The 18,217-nt window shown below is 71.5% G+C and carries 16 protein-coding genes; 9 read left to right on the forward strand and 7 right to left on the reverse strand.

Annotated features, from left to right (window positions below):
- Positions 1-53 precede the first annotated feature (53 nt).
- Positions 54-1,793 (reverse strand): glycoside hydrolase family 3 protein, encoded by a 1,740-nt coding sequence (locus ACZ3II_RS21120; protein WP_465519364.1) that lies wholly within the window; start codon positions 1,791-1,793, stop codon positions 54-56.
- Between the two features lie 91 nt (positions 1,794-1,884).
- A complete protein-coding gene (locus ACZ3II_RS21125) occupies positions 1,885-2,376 on the reverse strand; it encodes a DUF3145 domain-containing protein (RefSeq protein ID WP_465519365.1) in 492 nt (163 codons plus the stop codon).
- Between the two features lie 246 nt (positions 2,377-2,622).
- On the opposite strand from ACZ3II_RS21125, the gene ACZ3II_RS21130 reads away from it, so the two are divergent.
- Complete coding sequence (locus tag ACZ3II_RS21130; protein ID WP_465519366.1) at positions 2,623-2,949, forward strand: hypothetical protein; 327 nt, start codon at positions 2,623-2,625, stop codon at positions 2,947-2,949.
- 63 nt (positions 2,950-3,012) lie between these two features.
- Here ACZ3II_RS21130 and ACZ3II_RS21135 read toward each other — a convergent pair whose 3' ends face one another.
- Positions 3,013-3,630 carry a carbonic anhydrase gene (locus ACZ3II_RS21135; RefSeq protein WP_465519367.1) on the reverse strand — a complete coding sequence of 206 codons (618 nt, stop codon included), beginning with the start codon at positions 3,628-3,630 and terminating at the stop codon, positions 3,013-3,015.
- A 182-nt stretch (positions 3,631-3,812) separates the two neighbouring features.
- Between ACZ3II_RS21135 and ACZ3II_RS21140 the strand changes: the two genes are divergently transcribed.
- Positions 3,813-4,763 carry an alpha/beta fold hydrolase gene (locus ACZ3II_RS21140; protein WP_465519368.1) on the forward strand — a complete coding sequence of 317 codons (951 nt, stop codon included), beginning with the start codon at positions 3,813-3,815 and terminating at the stop codon, positions 4,761-4,763.
- Between the two features lie 203 nt (positions 4,764-4,966).
- Positions 4,967-7,093, forward strand: coding sequence for a HelD family protein (locus ACZ3II_RS21145; protein WP_465519369.1), 2,127 nt, complete (start codon positions 4,967-4,969; stop codon positions 7,091-7,093).
- Between the two features lie 53 nt (positions 7,094-7,146).
- Here ACZ3II_RS21145 and ACZ3II_RS21150 read toward each other — a convergent pair whose 3' ends face one another.
- Complete coding sequence (locus ACZ3II_RS21150) at positions 7,147-8,025, reverse strand: SMP-30/gluconolactonase/LRE family protein (protein ID WP_465519370.1); 879 nt, start codon at positions 8,023-8,025, stop codon at positions 7,147-7,149.
- A gap of 180 nt (positions 8,026-8,205) precedes the next feature.
- Between ACZ3II_RS21150 and ACZ3II_RS21155 the strand changes: the two genes are divergently transcribed.
- The 3 genes from ACZ3II_RS21155 to surE all read left to right on the forward strand — a co-directional run bounded on the left by ACZ3II_RS21155 (position 8,206) and on the right by surE (position 11,048).
- Complete coding sequence (locus ACZ3II_RS21155) at positions 8,206-9,123, forward strand: cation diffusion facilitator family transporter (RefSeq protein WP_465519371.1); 918 nt, start codon at positions 8,206-8,208, stop codon at positions 9,121-9,123.
- Between the two features lie 117 nt (positions 9,124-9,240).
- A complete protein-coding gene (locus tag ACZ3II_RS21160; RefSeq protein WP_465519372.1) occupies positions 9,241-10,185 on the forward strand; it encodes a PfkB family carbohydrate kinase in 945 nt (314 codons plus the stop codon).
- 26 nt (positions 10,186-10,211) lie between these two features.
- Positions 10,212-11,048 (forward strand): 5'/3'-nucleotidase SurE, encoded by an 837-nt coding sequence (gene surE / locus ACZ3II_RS21165; protein WP_465519373.1) that lies wholly within the window; start codon positions 10,212-10,214, stop codon positions 11,046-11,048.
- A gap of 59 nt (positions 11,049-11,107) precedes the next feature.
- Here surE and ACZ3II_RS21170 read toward each other — a convergent pair whose 3' ends face one another.
- On the reverse strand, positions 11,108-11,449 hold the full coding sequence (locus ACZ3II_RS21170; RefSeq protein ID WP_465519374.1) for an STAS domain-containing protein: 342 nt from the start codon (positions 11,447-11,449) through the stop codon (positions 11,108-11,110).
- Between the two features lie 290 nt (positions 11,450-11,739).
- Here ACZ3II_RS21170 and ACZ3II_RS21175 point away from each other — a divergent pair, with 290 nt between their 5' ends.
- The 3 genes from ACZ3II_RS21175 to ACZ3II_RS21185 all read left to right on the forward strand — a co-directional run bounded on the left by ACZ3II_RS21175 (position 11,740) and on the right by ACZ3II_RS21185 (position 14,369).
- A complete protein-coding gene (locus ACZ3II_RS21175; RefSeq protein WP_465519375.1) occupies positions 11,740-12,075 on the forward strand; it encodes a hypothetical protein in 336 nt (111 codons plus the stop codon).
- Between the two features lie 110 nt (positions 12,076-12,185).
- Complete coding sequence (locus ACZ3II_RS21180) at positions 12,186-13,649, forward strand: serine/threonine-protein kinase (protein WP_465519376.1); 1,464 nt, start codon at positions 12,186-12,188, stop codon at positions 13,647-13,649.
- A 99-nt stretch (positions 13,650-13,748) separates the two neighbouring features.
- Complete coding sequence (locus ACZ3II_RS21185; RefSeq protein WP_465519377.1) at positions 13,749-14,369, forward strand: hypothetical protein; 621 nt, start codon at positions 13,749-13,751, stop codon at positions 14,367-14,369.
- A gap of 42 nt (positions 14,370-14,411) precedes the next feature.
- Here ACZ3II_RS21185 and ACZ3II_RS21190 read toward each other — a convergent pair whose 3' ends face one another.
- Together ACZ3II_RS21190 and argS are read right to left on the reverse strand one after the other, a co-directional pair.
- Entirely contained in the window at positions 14,412-16,193 is a 1,782-nt protein-coding gene (locus ACZ3II_RS21190; RefSeq protein WP_465519378.1) for a bifunctional metallophosphatase/5'-nucleotidase, read from the reverse strand.
- 95 nt (positions 16,194-16,288) lie between these two features.
- Positions 16,289-17,938 (reverse strand): arginine--tRNA ligase, encoded by a 1,650-nt coding sequence (gene argS / locus ACZ3II_RS21195; protein WP_465519379.1) that lies wholly within the window; start codon positions 17,936-17,938, stop codon positions 16,289-16,291.
- Positions 17,939-18,217 lie beyond the last annotated feature (279 nt).

Raw genomic sequence — 18,217 nt, forward strand, 5'->3', positions numbered from 1 at the left:
GTGGACCTGACGGGACGGGCGGGGTGCGGTTGGGGACGGTTACGGGCGTACCTCTATTTCGCGCAAGCACTCCGGGGCAGGTTGCCGACCGCGATGGGCGACCGGCCGGGCGCCTTCGCCTTTCCGGCGATGACCGCGGCGAGGGCGCTGAGGGACAGCGGGCTGGACGAGTACGTGGCGACCAGGGTCGGGGTACGGGCGAGGGCCAGCAGGCGCGGAGCGTCCATCATGACGGTCGCGGCGGCGGTGTCGTCGAGGTCGATGCGCTCGTCGCCGTACCCGACCAGGTGGATCACCGAGCCACCGGACGCCTGGACCGGGACGCCGGCGCTCTGCAGTGCCTTGATCAGGGCGACCCGGGCGACCTCCCGGCTGGCCGGCGCGGTGACCGAGACCGGACCGGTGACGAGCGGGCCGGCGCACCTGCCGCGGAGCACGGTGACGGCGGCCGCGTCGAGGGCGGAGACGGCCTGCTGGTGGGCGGCGGAGCCGATGGTGGTGAGGTCGGGCTGCGGGGTCCGGGCGGTACGGAATTTCAGCGTGAGGATCCGCGTGACGGCCTGGGTGAGTCGTTCCCGCTTCAGGCTGCCGTTCTTGAGGCCGGCGAGGATGCCGTCCCGGGCGGCACGGAGGTCCGGCGGCATGAGCAGCATGTCGTTGCCGGCGTTGAGGGCGCGGACGGCGGCTTCCCCGGCGGGCCACTTCTTGGCGGGGGCCATGTTCATGGCGTCGGTGACGGCGACGCCGGTGAACTTCATCTGCCCGCGCAGCACCTCCGTCATGATCTTGTGGGAGAAGGTGGCCGGCACGCCCTTGTCGACGGCCTGCAGGTTCAGGTGGCCGGACATCACCACGCCGGCGCCGGCGCTCACCCCGGCCGAGAACGGCGGAAGGTCCTGCGCCTGCCACGCCGGGAGCGTCTGGCTGATCAGCGGCAGCTCGTCGTGGCTGTCGGCGACGGTGTGGCCGTGGCCGGGGAAGTGCTTGAGCGCGGCGGCGACCCCGGCCGACTGCAGGCCCCGGACCGCGGCGGCGACCTGGGCGGCATTGGCTTTCGGGTCGCTGCCGAAGGAGCGGGAGCCGATCACGCCGGCGCCGCCGGGGCTGAGCGTGTCGGCGACCGGGGCGAAGTCGACGGTGACGCCCATCGCGGCGATCTCCTCGCCGGCCGCGCGCCAGGCCGCCTCGGTGAGCGCGGGTTTGCCGGCGGCGCCGAAGGCCATCGCGGACGGGAGCAGGGTGACGCCGTCGGTGACCCGGGTGACGGTGCCGTACTCCTGGTCCATGCCGATCATCAGCGGGGCCGCGGCAGGCAGCCGCCCGGCCGCCTGCTGGAGGCCGTCGGTGAGGGTGCGGACCTGCTTCGGGTTCTCCACGTTGGTGGTGGGGTTGGTCTTGCCGGTCGGGTCGCCGGGGGTGAAGCCGACCAGGATCAGACCGCCGAGACGGTACTTCTCGATCATCTGGGCGGGGGTGTCGACACCGGCGAGGCCCTGGTTGCCCTGCGCGTGGCCGGCGTCCACCCGGTTCGCGTCACTGCCGTACGCGTACGGCATGAGCACCTGGCCGGCCAGGTCCTCGTCGCTGAGCCGGGCCACCGTCCCGGCCGCCCGGGCCGCCGGATCGGTACTGGTCGCGGACGGGACGGCGCTCGGTGAGACGGGCGCGGCCTCCGGCCGGGACGCGGCCGGGGCCGGTGGGTTCCCGGTCGGCGCGGGTTCGTCCCCGCACGCCCCCAGGAGCAGGAGCAGGGGTACGACCAGCGCGCGCGACAGATTTCTCACGATCGCCATCGAACCAGTTCACGGCAAAGGTCGCTACTCGACCCCCCAACGTGTCTTGGGCATGGTTCAGGGGGATTTGCCCAATGCAAGGGGACGGGTGTCAGCCGACGCGGGTCAGCAGCGTCACCGGGGCGCCGTCGCCGGCGTACCGGTACGGCTCGAGCTCCACGTCCCAGGCGGTGCCGAGCGCCTTCTCGAGGGCGTGCGACAGCGCCTCGGGCGCACGGACCGAGGACATGATGGCGCGCAGCCGGTCCTCGCCGATCTGGATGTCCCCCGACGCGCCCATGACCCCGTGGAACAGCCCGCGACCGGGGACGTGCATGAACCGCTCCCCGTCGACGCCGGGGCTCGGCTCCTCGGTCACCTCGAAACGGATCATGGGCCACTGCCGGAGGGCAGCAGCCAGCTCAGCGCCAGTACCGGCCCGGCCGGTCCAGCTGCACTCGGCTCGGCGCATGCTGGGGTCGACCGGTTGCACGGTCCATTCCAGTTTGACCGGCGCGGTCAGGACGCGCGCGATCGCCCACTCGACATGCTGGCACACGGCGAGTGGGGTCGAGTGGACGTATACGACGCCACACGTTGGCACGGTGACCTCCCGGAGACCGAGGTGCGTCTTCCCCTACGACCTCGACCGCGGTTGATCGTGTCCCATGATGCCGGGTGGTACGGACGGTGCGCCAGAGAATCCGCAACATCGACTATGGGAGCTGCCGTAGTGGCATACCCTGCCCAACGCTGTTACCTGCTCCGACGGTATGGTCCGGCGGCCGTCGTGTAGAGTTGCCACGGCCTTTTTTCTACTCTTCTCAGCTTTCCTTCAAGGAGTACCGCCGTGGCAGGCAACACTTCAAAGACCGCCCGCGCATCAGTCCGCGCCGGCCAGGGCACCGGTGGCGCCCTCAGCGTGCTCGGTGAGTACAAGTACCTCATCCCGCTCGCTGAGGGCCGCTTCGCGTACGTGCGGAACCTGACCAACGGTAAGACCACCCACCTCAAGACCGACTCCGACGCTTTCGTCGAGGAGATCCGGGCCCTGAGCGCGGCCGGGCACGGTGTCAAGATCCGCACCGAGATCACCAGTCTGCACAACAGCAACCCGGAGCACGGCTGGGCGGGCGTCGAGAAGCGTCTCGTCGACGCCGGCGTCTTCGAGGGCTGAGCAGGATCGAAAAAAGCGCCTTCCGGTTTCGGCCGGGAGGCGCTTTTTCGCGTGATCCGTGGATCAGTCCAGGAACTCGACCCAGCCACTGTCGAGGTCGTAGACGGCGCCGGCCACCTTCACCGCGCCGGCCGCGATCCCCTCGACCAGGCCGGGCACCTCCCGCAGCCGGTCCACGGTGCGGATGACGTGCTCGCGGACCGCCTTCTCGTCGGTGTTCTCGTCGTCGAGGCCGACCGCCTGCACGGCCGGGGCCAGCTCGTCGACGAGGTAGCCGACGTAGTCCACGTCGCCGCCCGGCTGCGCGCCGGCCCGCAGCGCCTCCACCGTCGCGTGCACCGCGCCGCAGCGCTTGTGGCCGACCACGAGCACCAGCGAGACGCCGAGCTCGGCCACCGCGAAGTTGATCGAGCCGATCAGCGACCGGTCCAGCACGTGCGCGCCGGACCGGGCCACGCAGATCGAGCCGAAGGTCTGATCGAAGATCGCCTCCAGCGGCACCCGCGAGTCGATGCAGCCGAACACCAGCGAGTGGGGCTTCTGCCCGTTCGCGGTGGCGGCCGCGCGTGCGACGTCGTGGCCGTAGCGGGGGCGACCGTAGACGAAACGTTTGTTACCCGCGATGAGTTCACTCAAAGCGGCGGCGGGCGTGCTGACCTGGGCGTCGCTAAGGGCCGTCATGAAGAGGATTTTCGCTGCCCGTGGCGTGGTGAGAAGTGTTTGCGAGCTAACTCACTGTCGTTGCGGTGTCGGCACGGCAGGGCCAGAAGTCCCGACGAAACGTGCTGGTAATACTTCTGATCGCGAGTAATGCTTATTACCCGCGGGTACTGCGGGGGATCGTGACCCCCACGGAGGTACCCATGATCACGCTCTCGGACGGTGTCCGGTTGCACGTCTCGGTCTCCGGCCCGGACGACGCCCCGCTCACCGTGGTGCTGTCGCACGGGTGGTGCCAGGACCGGCGGACCTGGCGGCACCAGATCGACGCGCTGAGCGAGCTGGGGCGGCGGGCGCCGCGCGTGATCGCGTACGACACCCGGGGCCACGGACGATCCGGGACCACCCATCTGCGGTCGGCGACCCTGGCCCAGCTCGGCGACGACATGGCCGAGGTGATCCGGCAGTTCGCCCCGGCCGGCCCGGTGGTGCTGGCGGGCCACTCGATGGGCGGCATGACGATCATGGAGTACGCGCACCGCCACCCCGCCGAGTTCGCCGACCGGATCTCCGGCCTGCTGCTCGTCTCCACCACCGCCGAGGGACACACCCACACCCGGTACGGCCTGCCCGACCAGGTCGCCGGCCTGCTGCGGGCCGGCGAGACCCTGGGCGCCGGCCTGCTCGCCCGCTCCGGGCCGTGGCGGCCGCACCGGGTGATGCTGCCGGCTCTGCGCCCGGCGCTGCGCTGGCTGCTCTTCGGCGACGAGTGCGGCGAGGAGGCGATGCGCCTGACCATGCGCGCGCTGGGCCGGGCCCCGCTGCGCTCGATCGGCGGCTTCCGGGAGTCGATCGGCGCGCAGGCCCGTCTGGACACCCTCGCCGAGCTGGCCGGGCTGCCGGCCGCCGTGCTGGTCGGCGACCGGGACCGGCTGACCCCGCCGGCCTGTGCCGAGTCGATCGCCCGCGCGCTGCCGGACGCGGAGCTGACCGTGGTGCCGGGCGCCGGCCACATGCTGCCGCTGGAGCGCCCGGCGGAGGTGTCGGCGGCGCTGACCGGCCTGGTCCGCCAGGTGCTGCGGGCGCAGAAGCGCGATCGCAAGCGGGCGCACCGGCACACCGCCGGCGCCTGCCCCGGCCGGCAGGCCGCGTAGCGAACGTCCGGTGTGTGGATTTCGGGCGCGACAGTGGTCCCGAAATCCACACACCGCTCGTTTTCCGGGGAAACGCACCCCCGGCGGCGGCTCGGCGGCGAGGCTGGTTCGACGCAGGCGTACGGGCAGGAGTAAGTTCGATTGCCCCCTTCGCGCGAGCGTCTGCGCGTTTGGTGGTGCGCCAGATGAGGAGAACAACGGACTTGAGCGACACCACCGTCCTGCAGCAGGAGATCGCGGTCGAGCAGGAGCACGTCGACCGGGTCTACGCCCGTCTCACCGAGTTGCGCCGGGACGCGTCCCGGGCCGAGAAGGAGGGCTACCAGCTGGCCGGCGTCGGCACGTTCGGCGCTCTCGTCGAGCGGGACGCGATGGTCTTCCACGCGGCCCGCCGCCGGCACGCTCTCGACACCGAGCACGAGGGCCTCGTCTTCGGCCGGCTGGACCTGAAGACCGGGGCCACCCACTACGTCGGCCGGATGGGCATCCGGGACGACGCCTCGAAGCCGCTGGTGGTGGACTGGCGGGCGCCGGCCGCGGCCGCGTTCTACCGGGCCACCCCGGCCGAGCCGCTCGGCGTGATCCGCCGCCGGATGATCCAGTCGAGCCGGGAGAAGGTCACCGGCATCGAGGACGACCTGCTCGACCCGGAGTCGGCCCCGGAGGGCATGCGGGTGGTCGGTGACGGCGCGCTGCTGGCCAGCCTGGCCAAGGCGACCGGCCGGGGCATGCGGGACATCGTGGCCACCATCCAGCGCGAGCAGGACGACGCGATCCGCTCCCCCGCCGGTGGCGTGACGATCGTCACCGGCGGCCCCGGGACCGGCAAGACCGCGGTGGCCCTGCACCGCGCCGCCTACCTGTTGTACTCGGACCGCAGCCGGTTCGCCGGCGGCGGCATCCTGGTGATCGGCCCGTCCGGCGTCTTCGTGGAGTACATCGCGACCGTCCTGCCGTCGCTCGGCGAGGAGACCGCGACGCTGCGCTCGCTCGGCTCGCTGGTGCCGGGCTGGGACGCGACCCGGGTCGACTCCGGCGAGGTCGCCGCGATCAAGGGCTCGCTGCGGATGCGCCGGGTCCTGGAGCGGGCCTCGCACGACGCGGTGCCGGGCGCGCCGACCGAGCTGCGCCTGCTCTACCGGGGCACCCTGCTGCGGCTGGACGCGCCGGCTCTCGACGCGATCCGGCGCAAGGTGCTGCAGCGCGGGGCGCGGCGCAACGAGGTCCGCGGGCACGGCTTCGACCGGGTCTTCGACGCGCTCTGGGCGCAGGCCCGGGAGGCGAAGGTGACCGGGCTGCCGGAGAAGCGGGAGTTCGAGTCGGAGCTGGCCGACCGCACCGATTTCCGGGACTTCCTGAAGGCGTGGTGGCCCCGGTTCACCCCGATGCGGGTGCTGCGCTGGCTGGCCGAGCCGCGACGGCTCCGGGCGTACGCGAACGGGCTGCTCTCCCGCGACGAGATCGCCACGCTGCAGGGCTCGTTCGCCGCGCTGGACACCGAGGGACCGACGATCGCCGACGTGGCCCTCCTGGACGAGCTGGACGAGCTGATGGGCCGTCCCCGGCAGCCGCAGAAGAAGACGAAGAACCCGTTCCACGTCCGGGACGGCATCCAGGAGGTCAGCACCTTCGCCGACCGGCAGGCGGCGCAGCGGGCCCAGCAGGTGCAGCGCGAGGAGGACTACCGGGACTTCGCGCACGTGGTGGTGGACGAGTCGCAGGACGTGTCGCCGATGCAGTGGCGGATGATCGGCCGGCGTGGGCAGTACGCGTCCTGGACGATCGTCGGCGACCCGGCGCAGACCGCCTGGTCCGGCGACCTGGACGAGCTGGACCGGGCGCGGGACCGGGCGCTGGGCAGCCGCAAGCGGAACGCGTACGCGCTGACCACGAACTACCGGAACTCGTCGGAGATCTTCGAGGTGGCGGCGCGGGTGATCCGTACGATCATGCCCGATCTGCCGTTGCCCTCGGCGGTGCGCAGCACCGGTGTCGTGCCCGCCGACGTGGTGGCCGCCGTGCCGGCCCTGCCGGAGACCGTCCGGGAGCTGACCGAGAAGCAGCTCGCCGAGGTGGACGGCACGATCGGCGTGATCATGCCGGTGCCGCGGCGGGACGAGGTGGCGGGCTGGGTGGCCGGGCTGCCGGAGCGGGTGCAGGTGGTCACCGCGCTGGAGGCCAAGGGCATGGAGTACGACGCCGTGGTCCTGGTCGAGCCGTCGCAGATCGCGACCGACCCGGCCGGGGTCCGCACCCTGTACGTGGCCCTGTCCCGCGCGACACAGCGCCTGACCACGGTGGGCACGGTCCCCGGCTGGCTGCCCGCTTGAGAGCGTGTTGACTTCGGCCGCGTAGCGCGCCCGAAGTCAACACGCCGAAGGGTCTACGGGATCGGCACGGCGACCGCGGTGTACGTGGTCTCCGGCGTCGGCGGGGTGGTGAAGCGGGCGTTCGGCAGGTAGAACCGCTTGCGGTACTCGGCGATCGTGGTCGGCACGTCGAAGCCCGGGTTCCCGGTCCGGGACACCACCTCGCCCGCGGCGCCGCGCCGATCCAGCTCGATCTTGGTGATCACGTTGAGCCGGTTCTGCACCACGTAGAGGTCACGGCCGCGCCGCCACAGCCCGTCGCCGTTGACCACGGTCTCGTCGCCGATGTCGACCCGGGACGTGACGCCGGACGGCGACACCCGGAACAGGAACCCGGTGTTGGACTGGACGATGATCAGTCCGCGGCCGTCCGGCGTCGTGGTGATGCCGTTGGCGTTGTTGCCGGTCTGGAGCGTGATCTCACCGGTCAGCGGCACGGCGACGGCGGCCGCCGGAAGCCTGCCGTGCCGGCCGAACGGCACCTTGAACAGGGTGAGGTTGCGGGAGTCGGTGAACCAGGCGGCGTCCCGGGTGACGATCACGTCGTTGATGAACGTGTTCGATCCCACGGGCTGGAGCTGGTAGGACTTCAGCACGGCGCCGGTGCGCAGGTCGATCACGCGGGCGTCGCCGCCCGCGCCACCGGCCACGAACAGCCGGCCGTCGCCGACCTTCAGGCCGAGCGAGGCGGTGCCGGGGCCCTCGCTGAACGTGGCGCCCATGCCGGTGCGCAGGTCGACGCGGTAGATGTCGCCGTCGGCCCGGGAGCCGAAGTAGGCGTACGGCTTGTCGCCGATGGCGATCCCCTCCGGCTGGAAACCGCTCGGCAGGGTGATTGTGCTGGGCAGAGCCGTGGAAGGCGACGCGACGGCGGGCGCGGCGGTTACGGTCACCGCCAAGGCGGTGAGGCAGAGAGCGTTCGCAAAGGTACGGCGAAGCACGAGACTTCCTTTCCGTTGCGTAACGGGGCATCAAGATTCTCGGGTCACGAGACGGCACACACAACCGATTGCACATATAGCAATGTGCGCATACATTGGCGGCGGCCTGCTGGACGACGGAAGGTGGACGACATGGGAGCCGGCCACGATCACGGGACTCGCGCCCTGCTCGGCAACGGCACGGAGCATCGGCGGCGACTCTGGTGGGCCGCCGGGCTGCTGACCGCCTTCATGGTGGCCGAGGCGGTCGCGGCGGTGATCACCGGATCGCTCGCGCTGCTCTCCGACGCCGGGCACATGTTCACCGACGTCCTCGCGATCGGCATGACGCTCGCCGCGATCACCGCCGCCCACAAGGCCGGCACCGACTCCGGCCGCACCTACGGGCTCTACCGCCTGGAGGTGCTCGCCGCCCTCGCCAACGCGGCCCTGCTGACCGTGGTCGCCGGGTTCGTGCTGGTGCAGGCGGTGCGCCGGTTCACCGACCCGCCGCACGTGCCGGCCGGGTGGATGCTGCTGGTCGCGGTCGGCGGCCTGGTGGCCAACCTGGTGGCGTTCGCGCTGCTGCGCTCGGGGGCGAAGGAGAACATCGGGGTGCGCGGGGCGTACCTGGAGGTGCTCGGGGACCTGCTCGGCTCGGTGGGGGTGATCGTGGCGGCTCTGGTGATCTGGGGCACCGGGTGGGCGTACGCGGACCCGATCGTCGCCGTGCTCGTCGCCCTGATGATCCTGCCGCGCACCTTCGCCCTGGGCCGCTCGGCGATCCGGATCCTGGTGCAGGCCGCGCCGGAGCACCTGGACGTCGCCGAGGTCCGCGACCGGCTGGCCACCGTGCCGGGGGTCTGCGACGTGCACGACCTGCACGTCTGGACCCTCACCGAGGGGATGGACGTGGCCTCCGCGCACCTGCGCCTGGACCCGGCGGCCGAGCTGGGGACGGTGCTGACCGTGGCCCGGGAGCGGCTGCACGAGGACTTCCACATCGATCACGCCACCCTGCAGGTGGAGCCGGCCGGGGCCAGCCGCGCCTGCATCGGGATCAGCTGGTGACGGCTGACCCCCGGCTGGTTCTGAGGGCTGTCTCGGCCGTGCTGAGACAGCCCTGACGACCAGCCGCGTTCTGTACTTTTTGCGAACCGCCACGCCGGATGCGCAAAAAAGGTGAAGATGCGAGACATGAGTGACGGGCGGGTCATGGTCTTCGCGCCGGCCCCACAGCTGACGGTGACCATCGAGCAACACCACGACGAGCCGGAACTGCATGTTCACCCGGGCGGCCAGGGCATCTGGCAGACCCGGATGATCACGGTGCTGGGCGCGAAGGTGACGCTCTGCACAGCCACCGGGGGCGAGGTGGGGCGGGTGCTGGCCCCGTTGATGGACGACCTGCCGGGTGTGACGCTGCGGATGGTGTACCGCGAGCACGGCAGCGGCTGGTACGTGCACGATCGCCGGGGCGGCAGCCGGCAGGAGATCGCCGAGCGGCCCGGCAGCCCGCTCTCCCGGCACGAGCTGGACGAGCTCTACAACCTGACGCTCGCCGAGGGCCTGCGCGCCGGCATCGCGATCCTGAGCGGCCCGGCCCACCCCTCGGTGATCAAACCGGAGGTGTACGGGCGGCTCGCCGCCGACCTGCGCGCCAACGGCTGCCAGGTGATCGCCGACCTGTGCAGCAACCACCTGTCCGCCGTCCTGGAGGCCGGCATCTCGGTGCTGAAGATCAGCCACGAGGAGCTGATCGCCGACGGGATGGCCGCGGACGGCAGTGACCTGGCGCTGACCAAGGCGCTGGTCAAACTGCACGAGTCCGGCGCCGAGTCGGTCCTGGTGTCCCGGGCCGACATGGGCGCGCTGGCGCTGTTCAACGAGGAGATCTACTCGGTGGCGCTGCCCCGGCTCACACCGGCCGAGCACCGCGGCGCCGGCGACTCGATGACCGCCGGGGTCGCCGCCACCCTGGCCAACGGCGGCGCGATGGACGAGGCGGTCCGCACCGGAGCGGCCGCCGGAGCACTGAACGTCACCCGCCACGGGCTGGGCACCGGGCACGTCGACGCGGTCCGGGTGCTCACCGAACGGGTGCGGTTGACCCCGATCGAGAAGGCATCATGACCTCCACAGCGGGCAATCATCCCCGAATGCGCATCCTCATCACCAACGACGACGGCATCGAATCCCCCGGCATCCGCTGGCTGGCCCGGACCGTGGCGCACGCCGGGTACGACGTGGTGGTGGCCGCCCCGCTCAGCGAGTCGAGCGGCGCCAGCGCGTCGATGACCGCCGTCGTCCAGGACGGCAAGATCGTCTCGGAGCCGCGGGAACTCGCCGGCTGCCGCGGCATCCCGGCCTTCGGGGTCGCCGCCTCCCCCGCCTACATCGTCCTGCTGGCGCTGCGCGACGCGTTCGGGCCGGCGCCGGACGTGGTGCTCTCCGGCATCAACCGGGGCGCCAACGCGGGCGCCGCCGTGGTGCACTCCGGCACCGTCGGAGCCTGCCTGACCGCGGCGCACGCCGGGCTGCACGGGCTGGCCGTCTCACTCGACGTGCTCACCCCGGCCGCGGCCAGCGCCTCCAGCGGGGGCGCCGCCATCGCGGCCCTCGACACGATCGACGACGAGCAGCACCACTGGATCAGCGGAGCCGAGCTCGCGGTCCGGCTGCTGCCCTCACTGATGCACACCCCGCCCGGGACGGTCCTCAACCTGAACGTCCCGGACCTGCACGTGGACGGCATCCGCGGGCTGCGCCAGGCGTCGCTCGCACGGTTCGGCCAGGTGCAGATGAGCATCGCGGAGGCGGGTGACGGATATGTCCGGACCGCCGTGCAGGCCGCCGAGGAGACCCTGGAGCCGGAGACCGACCTGGCCGCGCTCGCCGAGAACTTCGCCGTGGTCACGCCGATCCGCGCGCCGCACGAGGACACGTCGGTGCGGATCAACGTGGATGCGGTGCGGGTGCAGAGCCCGGCGTACTAGGCCCGGTGTGTTTGACGCCGCAGCCCCGCGGGGTCCACCACACAGGGCCTGGAGCCGGGTCAGGCGGTGACGGACTCCTCGAACGGCTGTGGGTTGCCGAAGAGGCCGAGCAGGCCGGTGACCCACAGCTGCCGGTGAGCGAACCGGCTGGGCCGGGTGACGACCAGCTTGACGCCGCTCACGCCGGCCAGCTGGAAAGCGGCCACGAGGGCGCTGATGCCGACCGAGTCGATGAATGTCACGTGCCGCATGTTGAGCTCGATCCGGGCGGGTCGGCCGTCGGACAGCTGGGCCGCCACGGCTTCACGGATCTCGTACGCGTTCTCGACATCGATCTCGCCGCGCGGTGAGACCTCCACCGCTCCATCGGCCAGCGTCGACGTCGTTATCGACAGCGTCACGCCTCTTCCCTCCACCCACCCGGCAGATCCGGGCGCTGTTTCCTTCTTTACGCGAGTGGCCACCCTGCCGGACTCGGACTGAGCGGCAGCGACTACCCCCGAAAGGTTCGGTGAAACTGACCGAAAGGTTAGGCCCCGAACCTGTTAAGCGCCTGAGTGGCTCGTGTGAGCCGGGTCAACACTACTGCGTGGGGTCAAATCGTTTTGGAACCGTGATGGCGTCCACACCGGACGTTTGTGATCGCTGATCCCGGGCACTGAGCCCGGGACGACCGCTGGAGGTGCAGACGATGTTCACCAAGAAGAGCCGGGCCACCGAGGAGGCCTGGGAACACCTCACCCGCGCGTGGGCCACGGCCGGCGACAACGCGGGCAAGGCCGGAGATCGGGTGACCTCCGTCACCCACGAGGCCCGTTCGCGCGCCAACGCGGCCGCTGACGCGCTGGCCGGACGGCGCCCGCGCCGCCCGTGGGGACTGCTGCTGGCCTTCGGTCTGGCCGGGGTCGCGGTGGGCTGGGTGGCGGCGAGCAGCGCTCGCGCGGCGCTGGAACGGCAGGCGGAGAACGAGGAGATCGAGCTGGCCGAGACGGCGGTGGTGGTCACCCCCACGTACGACGACCACTGACCCGGCGGGGTCACTCCCCCACCGATTGCTGGCTCCCGTTGGGCGCGGACGATCTGTACAGTTGAGCGGCATTCGCAGAAGATTCAGCCATCGACAGATAAGGTCCGCTGGTGCTCAGTGCGGGGAACGTCCTGGACAACCGCTATCGGTTGGACGAGCGCGTCGCCACCGGCGGGATGGGTGACGTCTGGCGCGGCACCGATGTCGTGCTCGGCCGGACCGTCGCCGTGAAGGTTCTGCGGACCGCGATGCTGGAGGACCCCGAGTTCGCCGCGCGGTTCTACGGCGAGGCCCGGATGATGGCCGCCTTCCGGCACCCGGGCGTCGTCGAGGTCTACGACTACGCCAGCGACGGCGACTACGAGGGCCCGGAGAAGGTCGCCTATCTGGTGATGGCCTTCGTGGAGGGCGACCCGCTCTCCAGCCGGGTCAAGGAGGGCCCGCTCGGCGTCCCGGAGACGATGGCGATCGTCGCGCAGGCCGCCGACGCGCTGCACGCCGCCCACGAGAACGGGATCGTCCACCGCGACGTCAAGCCCGGCAACCTGATCGTCAAGCCGACCGGCGCGGTGATCCTGGTGGACTTCGGTGTGGCCCGGTCCACCGCGATGACCAGCGTCACCGGTCTCAACGCGATCGTCGGCACCGCCCTCTACATGGCACCCGAGCAGGTCGCCAAGGGCAACCTGACACCGGCCACCGACATCTACGCGCTCGGCGCGGTGGCCTATCACTGCATCGCCGGCCGCCCGCCCTTCGACGGGGACAACGCGCTCCAGGTGGCGCTGCGCCACCTGGAGGACGAGCCGGACCCGCTGCCCGCCCACGTGCCCTTCGAGGTGCGCGAGCTGATCGCCCGGGCGATGGCCAAACAGCCGGCCGACCGGTTCCAGAGCGCCGAGGAGTTCGCCCAGGCGGCGTTCGCGGTGGCCGGCCCGATCGACTGGAAACGGCTGACCGGCACGTCCCTGGTCGCCCCGGTCAGCCCGGCCCGGCCCACCACCGGCCAATACCCGACCACTCAGTATTCGAGCGGGCAGTACCCGCTGGCGCAGAGCCCGACCGCGCCGATCAGCCCGGCGGTGCCCCGGCCGGCGCCGATGCCGATGCCGGTGCAGCGCACCGCCACCAGGCCGAGTCAGTCGGCGGGCCAGCGCGTCCTGATGTTCGCGATCCTCGGGCTGTTCCTGGTCGCCGGTGGCCTCGGTTTGATCTTCGCCTTCAAAAGTGATGACAAACCGGCCGAAGCTGGCAAAAAGGACGTAGTGCCGACAACCACTACCACTCCGGCCGAGATCACCCAGCCCAGCGTGGACGCCTCGCCCAGCGAGGAGGAGACCACCGCCGAGACGAGCCGTCCCACCAACCGGACGACGAAGCCGACGACGAAGCCGACGACCACCCCGACGACGCCCGCGACGACGGGGACGACGCCCACGCCGACCGGGACCAGCCCGTCGCCGACGCCGACCAGGACCGAGGAAGACCCGGACGACGACGAGACGACGCCGACGACCCCGCCGACCACGACGCCGACCACCGACGCGCCGCCGGTCGTTCCACCCGTGGTCTGAGACCGGCACCTGAAATACAACTAATCCTCAACTCGGCACCCCACCCGCCGATGGTCCCGGCGGCACGGAGCAAGCAGCCGGGAAGAGGGTCGCACCACGATGACAGTCCAGACTCCGCAGGAGCCGGCGCACTACCCGACCGCGCCGCCATGGGCGAGCCCGGTGGACCCGGCCCCGGTGGCCGAGACGGCGTTGTTCGGCGGGACGGTGCCACCCTACGGCTCCCCGCACAACAAGCACGGCCAGCTGCTCGTCCGGTTTCCGGGCGAGGTGCACGCGGCGGGCCGCCCGGAGGCGCCGTCCTGGCGGCCGGTGGTGGCGTGGACGTTCTTCCTGAGCGCGCTCGGGGTGATCTCCGCGTGGCGGCGGGCCTCGACGGCCCGGCATTACGGCAGGCGTCGTGAGCCGTACTGGATCGCCTTCGGGGTGACCCTGCTGGCCGGCGCCGCGTTCTGGTCGGCCCTGACCTTCAGCGTGGCGATCCCGGCGTACCGGGACCACCAGGAGAATCAGATCACCACCGTCCTCGAGGACGGTCTGCTCGGCGACGCCCGGATCACCAAGGAGCTCGGCGCGGTGACCGGTGTCTCCTGCGCCGGCGAGGACGCCCGGAACGCCGAGGGGCTGCGCACCTACCTGTGCACCTTCGACCTGCCGAACGGCAGGAGCAGCGGGAAGTACGTCGAGGGCGACGCCGAGGGCAACTGGCAGGAACGGTAAGGAGAACGGGCCGGTTCCGCGCGGAACCGGCCCGTCGCCTGATCAGAAGACCGGCACGCCGTCGCGGACCAGCCGCCAGTTCGGCACCGAGAAGTCGGCCGGGTCGATCCGGCCCTTGGCCTGCGCCCAGTCGATCAGGAGCTGGCGGATCTCCTGCTGCGCGTTGTAGACCTGGGTCTTCACGATGCCGGGGAAGCTGCCGCCGCCGGAGCGCCGGTAGTTGTTGACGGCGACCACGAACCGCGCGTCGGCGGCCACGTCCACCCCGCCGATCTGCAGGCGGGTGATCCGGCTGCCGACCGGCTTGCTGATGTCGATGTCGTAGTCGACGCCGGAGAACACGTCGTAGTTGTAGTCCGGCACTGCCGGGTCGCTGATCGTCTCCGGGTCGACCGGGGCGCCGACGGGGTGTGTGAGGAAGTACTTCGCCGAGTACTCCAGGTACGCCTTCACCTCGGCCCCGGTCAGCACGACCGCTTCCAGGGTGTTGTCGTAGATGTAGAGCCCCGCGACGTCCTTGATCTTCACGTCGCCCTGCGGGAACACCGCGGTCCGGCTGAACGGCGCCGCGATCGACAGCACCGGCAGCGTCGCGTACTCGGTGCCGGCCAGCGCCGCCGTGACGGTGTCGGTCTGTACCTTGTTGATGTAGTCCAGGATCGGGGTGTCCTGGTAACGGCTGGCCGCGGCGGACAGCTCCACGGTCGAGGCGGCGACGACCTGATTGACGTACGCCACCGTCTTCTCATGCTGTTTCCGCACCACCGCGAGCACCTTGGGGTCGGCCTCGACGGTGTTGGTGTTCAGCGCGGCCGCCGCCTTGCCGGTGATCTTCCACGTGCCCTTGACGCGGGTGATGTCGAAGTCCATCTTGGTGAGCCGCTGACCCCACTTCGACGGCTCGGACAGCAGCACCTGCTCGCCGGTCGCCAGGTTGGTGACGAACCGCTGCGGCACCTCGCGGTGGGCGTGCCCGAACAGGATCGCGTCGATGCCGGGCACCTGCTCGGCGATCAGCGCGGTCGGGTTCTCGTTCGGCAGCTCCGGACCGTAGCTGGAGGTGCCGCTGTCGCCGCCGTGCGCGGAGATCAGCACGATGTCGGCGCCGCGGGCCCGCATGATCGGGACCCACTTCGCCGCCGTGGCGATCATGTCGGTGAACGCGATCTTGCCTTCGACGTTCGCCTTGTCCCAGATCGCCGAGCCCGGGTTGGTCAGCCCCAGGATGCCGACGCGGAGCGCCGGAGCGTGCCGGCCGACGGAGACCTTCTTGATGACGTACGGGGTGAACGCCGGCTTGCCGGTCCTCACACTGATCGCGTTCGCGGCGAGGGCCGGGAACCCGAGCTGGCGGATCCACAGGTTCAGCAGCGGCAGGCCGTAGTTGAACTCGTGGTTGCCCAGCGTGACGGCGTCGTAGTGGAGCACGTTCATCGCCCGGGCCATCGGGTGCTTCTCACCGGTCGAGGTGATCGGCTCCTGCTTGGCGTAGTACGTGGCGAGCGGGGTGCCCTGGATCGTGTCGCCGGCGTCCAGCACCAGCACCGGGCCGGCCGCCTCGGCGCGCAGCTTGTTCACCAGCGCGGCCAGCTTGGCCACGCCGACGTCGTTGTGGGCGCTGTCGTCGTACTCGGCGTCCTTGTAGTAGTCCCAGTTGTAGACGTTGCCGTGGGTGTCCGAGGTGCCCAGCACGGTGAGCCGGTACGTCTTCTCCGGGGCACGGCCGCCGGCCTGCGCCGTCTCGGAGACGACGAACGGCGCGGCGACGCCGGCCGCGGACGCGGCGAGGACGCTCCGCCGCGATACGCCGGGGGGAAGGCTCATTGCGGGACCTCTCAACATCGGTTCGGGAAGCGCTGCACCCAGCACCCTAACGGCCGGTAAGGGGATCGGTCGATCGATGCCGTGTTGCACGAAGATCAAATCTGCTCGGGGGCCTCGATACCCAGCAGAAACAATCCGGTGTGGAGGGTCCGGCCGGTGAGCGCGGTGAGCCGCAGCCGGCTCGCCCGGACCGTCTCGTCCGGGGCCCGCAGCACCGGGCACCGCTCGAAGAACGCGGCGAACGCCGAGGCCAGGTCGTACAGGTAGCCGGCGAGCCGGTGCGGTTCGGCGGTCGCGGCGGCGGCCCGGACGGCGGGCTCGAAACCGAGCAGGGCGAGCGCGAGGATCCGCTCGGCCGGTTCGGTCAGCCGCACCGGGCCGGGCGGCGCGCCGGTGGCCTTCCGGGCGATCGAGCAGGTCCGGGCGTACGTCATCTGCAGGTAAGGTCCGGTGTTGCCGGTGATGGCGAGCATCCGGTCGAAGTCGAGGACGTAGTCGCCCCGCCGATCGCCGGAGAGATCCGCGTACTTGACCGCGCCGATCCCGATCTCCGGCGCCGACGCCCGGGCGACCGCCTCGTCCAGCAGCCCGGCCAGCTTGATCGAGTCCCCGGCCCGGCTCCGGAGCATCCTGCCGTCGGCGCCCAGGATCGACCCGAACCCGATGTGCTCGGCGATCACCCGCTCCGGCAGCCATCCGGCCGCCCGGGCCACCGCGAACACCATCCGGAAGTGGGTCCGCTGAGGGCTGCCGACCACGTACATCAGCCGGTCCGCGCCGAGGTCCCGGACCCGGTGCCGGAGCGCGGCGAGATCGGTCGCGGCATAACCGAAACCCCCGTCCGCTTTCCGTACGATCAACGGCAGCGCCCCGCCGTCCCGCCCGGCGAACCCGCCCGGGAACGCGCACAGCGCCCCGTCGCTCTCGGTCAGCAGGCCCTTCTCCGCCAGTTCGGCGACGATGCCGCCGAGCTCGTCCTGGTACCGGCTCTCCCCCGCGAAGTCCCCCGGCCCCAGGGTGATCCCGAGCCGGGCATAGACGTCCAGGAAATACCGCTCGGACAACTCGACCAGCTGCCGCCACATCGCCCGGGACACCGGGTCGCCGGACTGCAACGCCACCACCCGCAGCCGGGCCCGGGTCCGGAAGTCGTCGTCGCCGTCGAACTTCGCCCGCGCCGCCTGATAGAAAGCGGTCAGATCGGCCACCGAGTGCTCGCCGTCGCCACCCGTCTCGATCAGGTGCTCGACGAGCATGCCGAACGGGGTGCCCCAGTCGCCGAGATGGTTCACCCGGATCACGTCGTGCCCGAGCCACTCCAGGGTCCGGGCCAGCGCGTCCCCGATGATCGTCGACCGCAGGTGGCCGACGTGCATCTCCTTGGCCACGTTCGGCCCGGAGTAGTCGAGCACGATCCGCTCCGGATCACCGGCCGGGTCCACGCCGAGCCGGGCCTCGCCGGCGATCCGGTCCAGCGTGCCGGTGATCAGATCGTCGGCGACGGTCAGGTTGAGGAAGCCCGGCCCGGAGACCGCGATCGTCGCGACCCCGGCCAGGTCCGCCTTCGCCGCCACCTCGGCGGCGATCTCCCGCGGCGGCCGGCCGAGGTCCCGGGCGAGCGCGAGCGGGACACCGGACTGGAAGTCGGCGTGCGGTGACGCCCGGACCGCCGGGTCCACGGGCCGTCCGGCGACCGCTTCCAGCGCGGGTGCGAGCCGGGCGTGCAGGAGATTCTCGAGATTCATGAACGACCCCATCGATGAGTGACGATGACGGGTCGCACCGGGACGGCTCAGTCGGCTCCGGCGGGTGTCGACCCGCCGGAGGAGAGCACAGCTTCAGCGGCGGCCTGACGGACGCCGGCGTCGCACGCTGAAGCAAGACATGCGCCGACTATAGCCCCCCCCCCCCCGCCCCCGCCGCGGGCCGGCGGCGGGGGGGGGGGGGGGGGGGGGGGGGGGGGGGGGGGGGGGGGGGGGGGGGGGGGGGGGGGGGGGGGGGGGCGGCGGGGGGGGGGGGGGGGC

Source organism: Actinoplanes sp. NPDC019969 (genome assembly GCF_055562375.1).

Bases quoted from the DNA above. Each gene is read 5' to 3' on its own strand.
- ACZ3II_RS21120 (WP_465519364.1), bottom strand. From the start codon at position 1,793: ATGGCGATCGTGAGAAATCTGTCGCGCGCGCTGGTCGTACCCCTGCTC.
- ACZ3II_RS21155 (WP_465519371.1), top strand. From the start codon at position 8,206: ATGGGAGCCGGCCACGATCACGGGACTCGCGCCCTGCTCGGCAACGGC.
- ACZ3II_RS21175 (WP_465519375.1), top strand. From the start codon at position 11,740: ATGTTCACCAAGAAGAGCCGGGCCACCGAGGAGGCCTGGGAACACCTC.
- ACZ3II_RS21160 (WP_465519372.1), top strand. From the start codon at position 9,241: ATGCGAGACATGAGTGACGGGCGGGTCATGGTCTTCGCGCCGGCCCCA.
- ACZ3II_RS21190 (WP_465519378.1), bottom strand. From the start codon at position 16,193: ATGAGCCTTCCCCCCGGCGTATCGCGGCGGAGCGTCCTCGCCGCGTCC.
- ACZ3II_RS21140 (WP_465519368.1), top strand. From the start codon at position 3,813: ATGATCACGCTCTCGGACGGTGTCCGGTTGCACGTCTCGGTCTCCGGC.
- ACZ3II_RS21135 (WP_465519367.1), bottom strand. From the start codon at position 3,630: ATGACGGCCCTTAGCGACGCCCAGGTCAGCACGCCCGCCGCCGCTTTG.
- surE (WP_465519373.1), top strand. From the start codon at position 10,212: ATGCGCATCCTCATCACCAACGACGACGGCATCGAATCCCCCGGCATC.
- ACZ3II_RS21185 (WP_465519377.1), top strand. From the start codon at position 13,749: ATGACAGTCCAGACTCCGCAGGAGCCGGCGCACTACCCGACCGCGCCG.
- argS (WP_465519379.1), bottom strand. From the start codon at position 17,938: ATGAATCTCGAGAATCTCCTGCACGCCCGGCTCGCACCCGCGCTGGAA.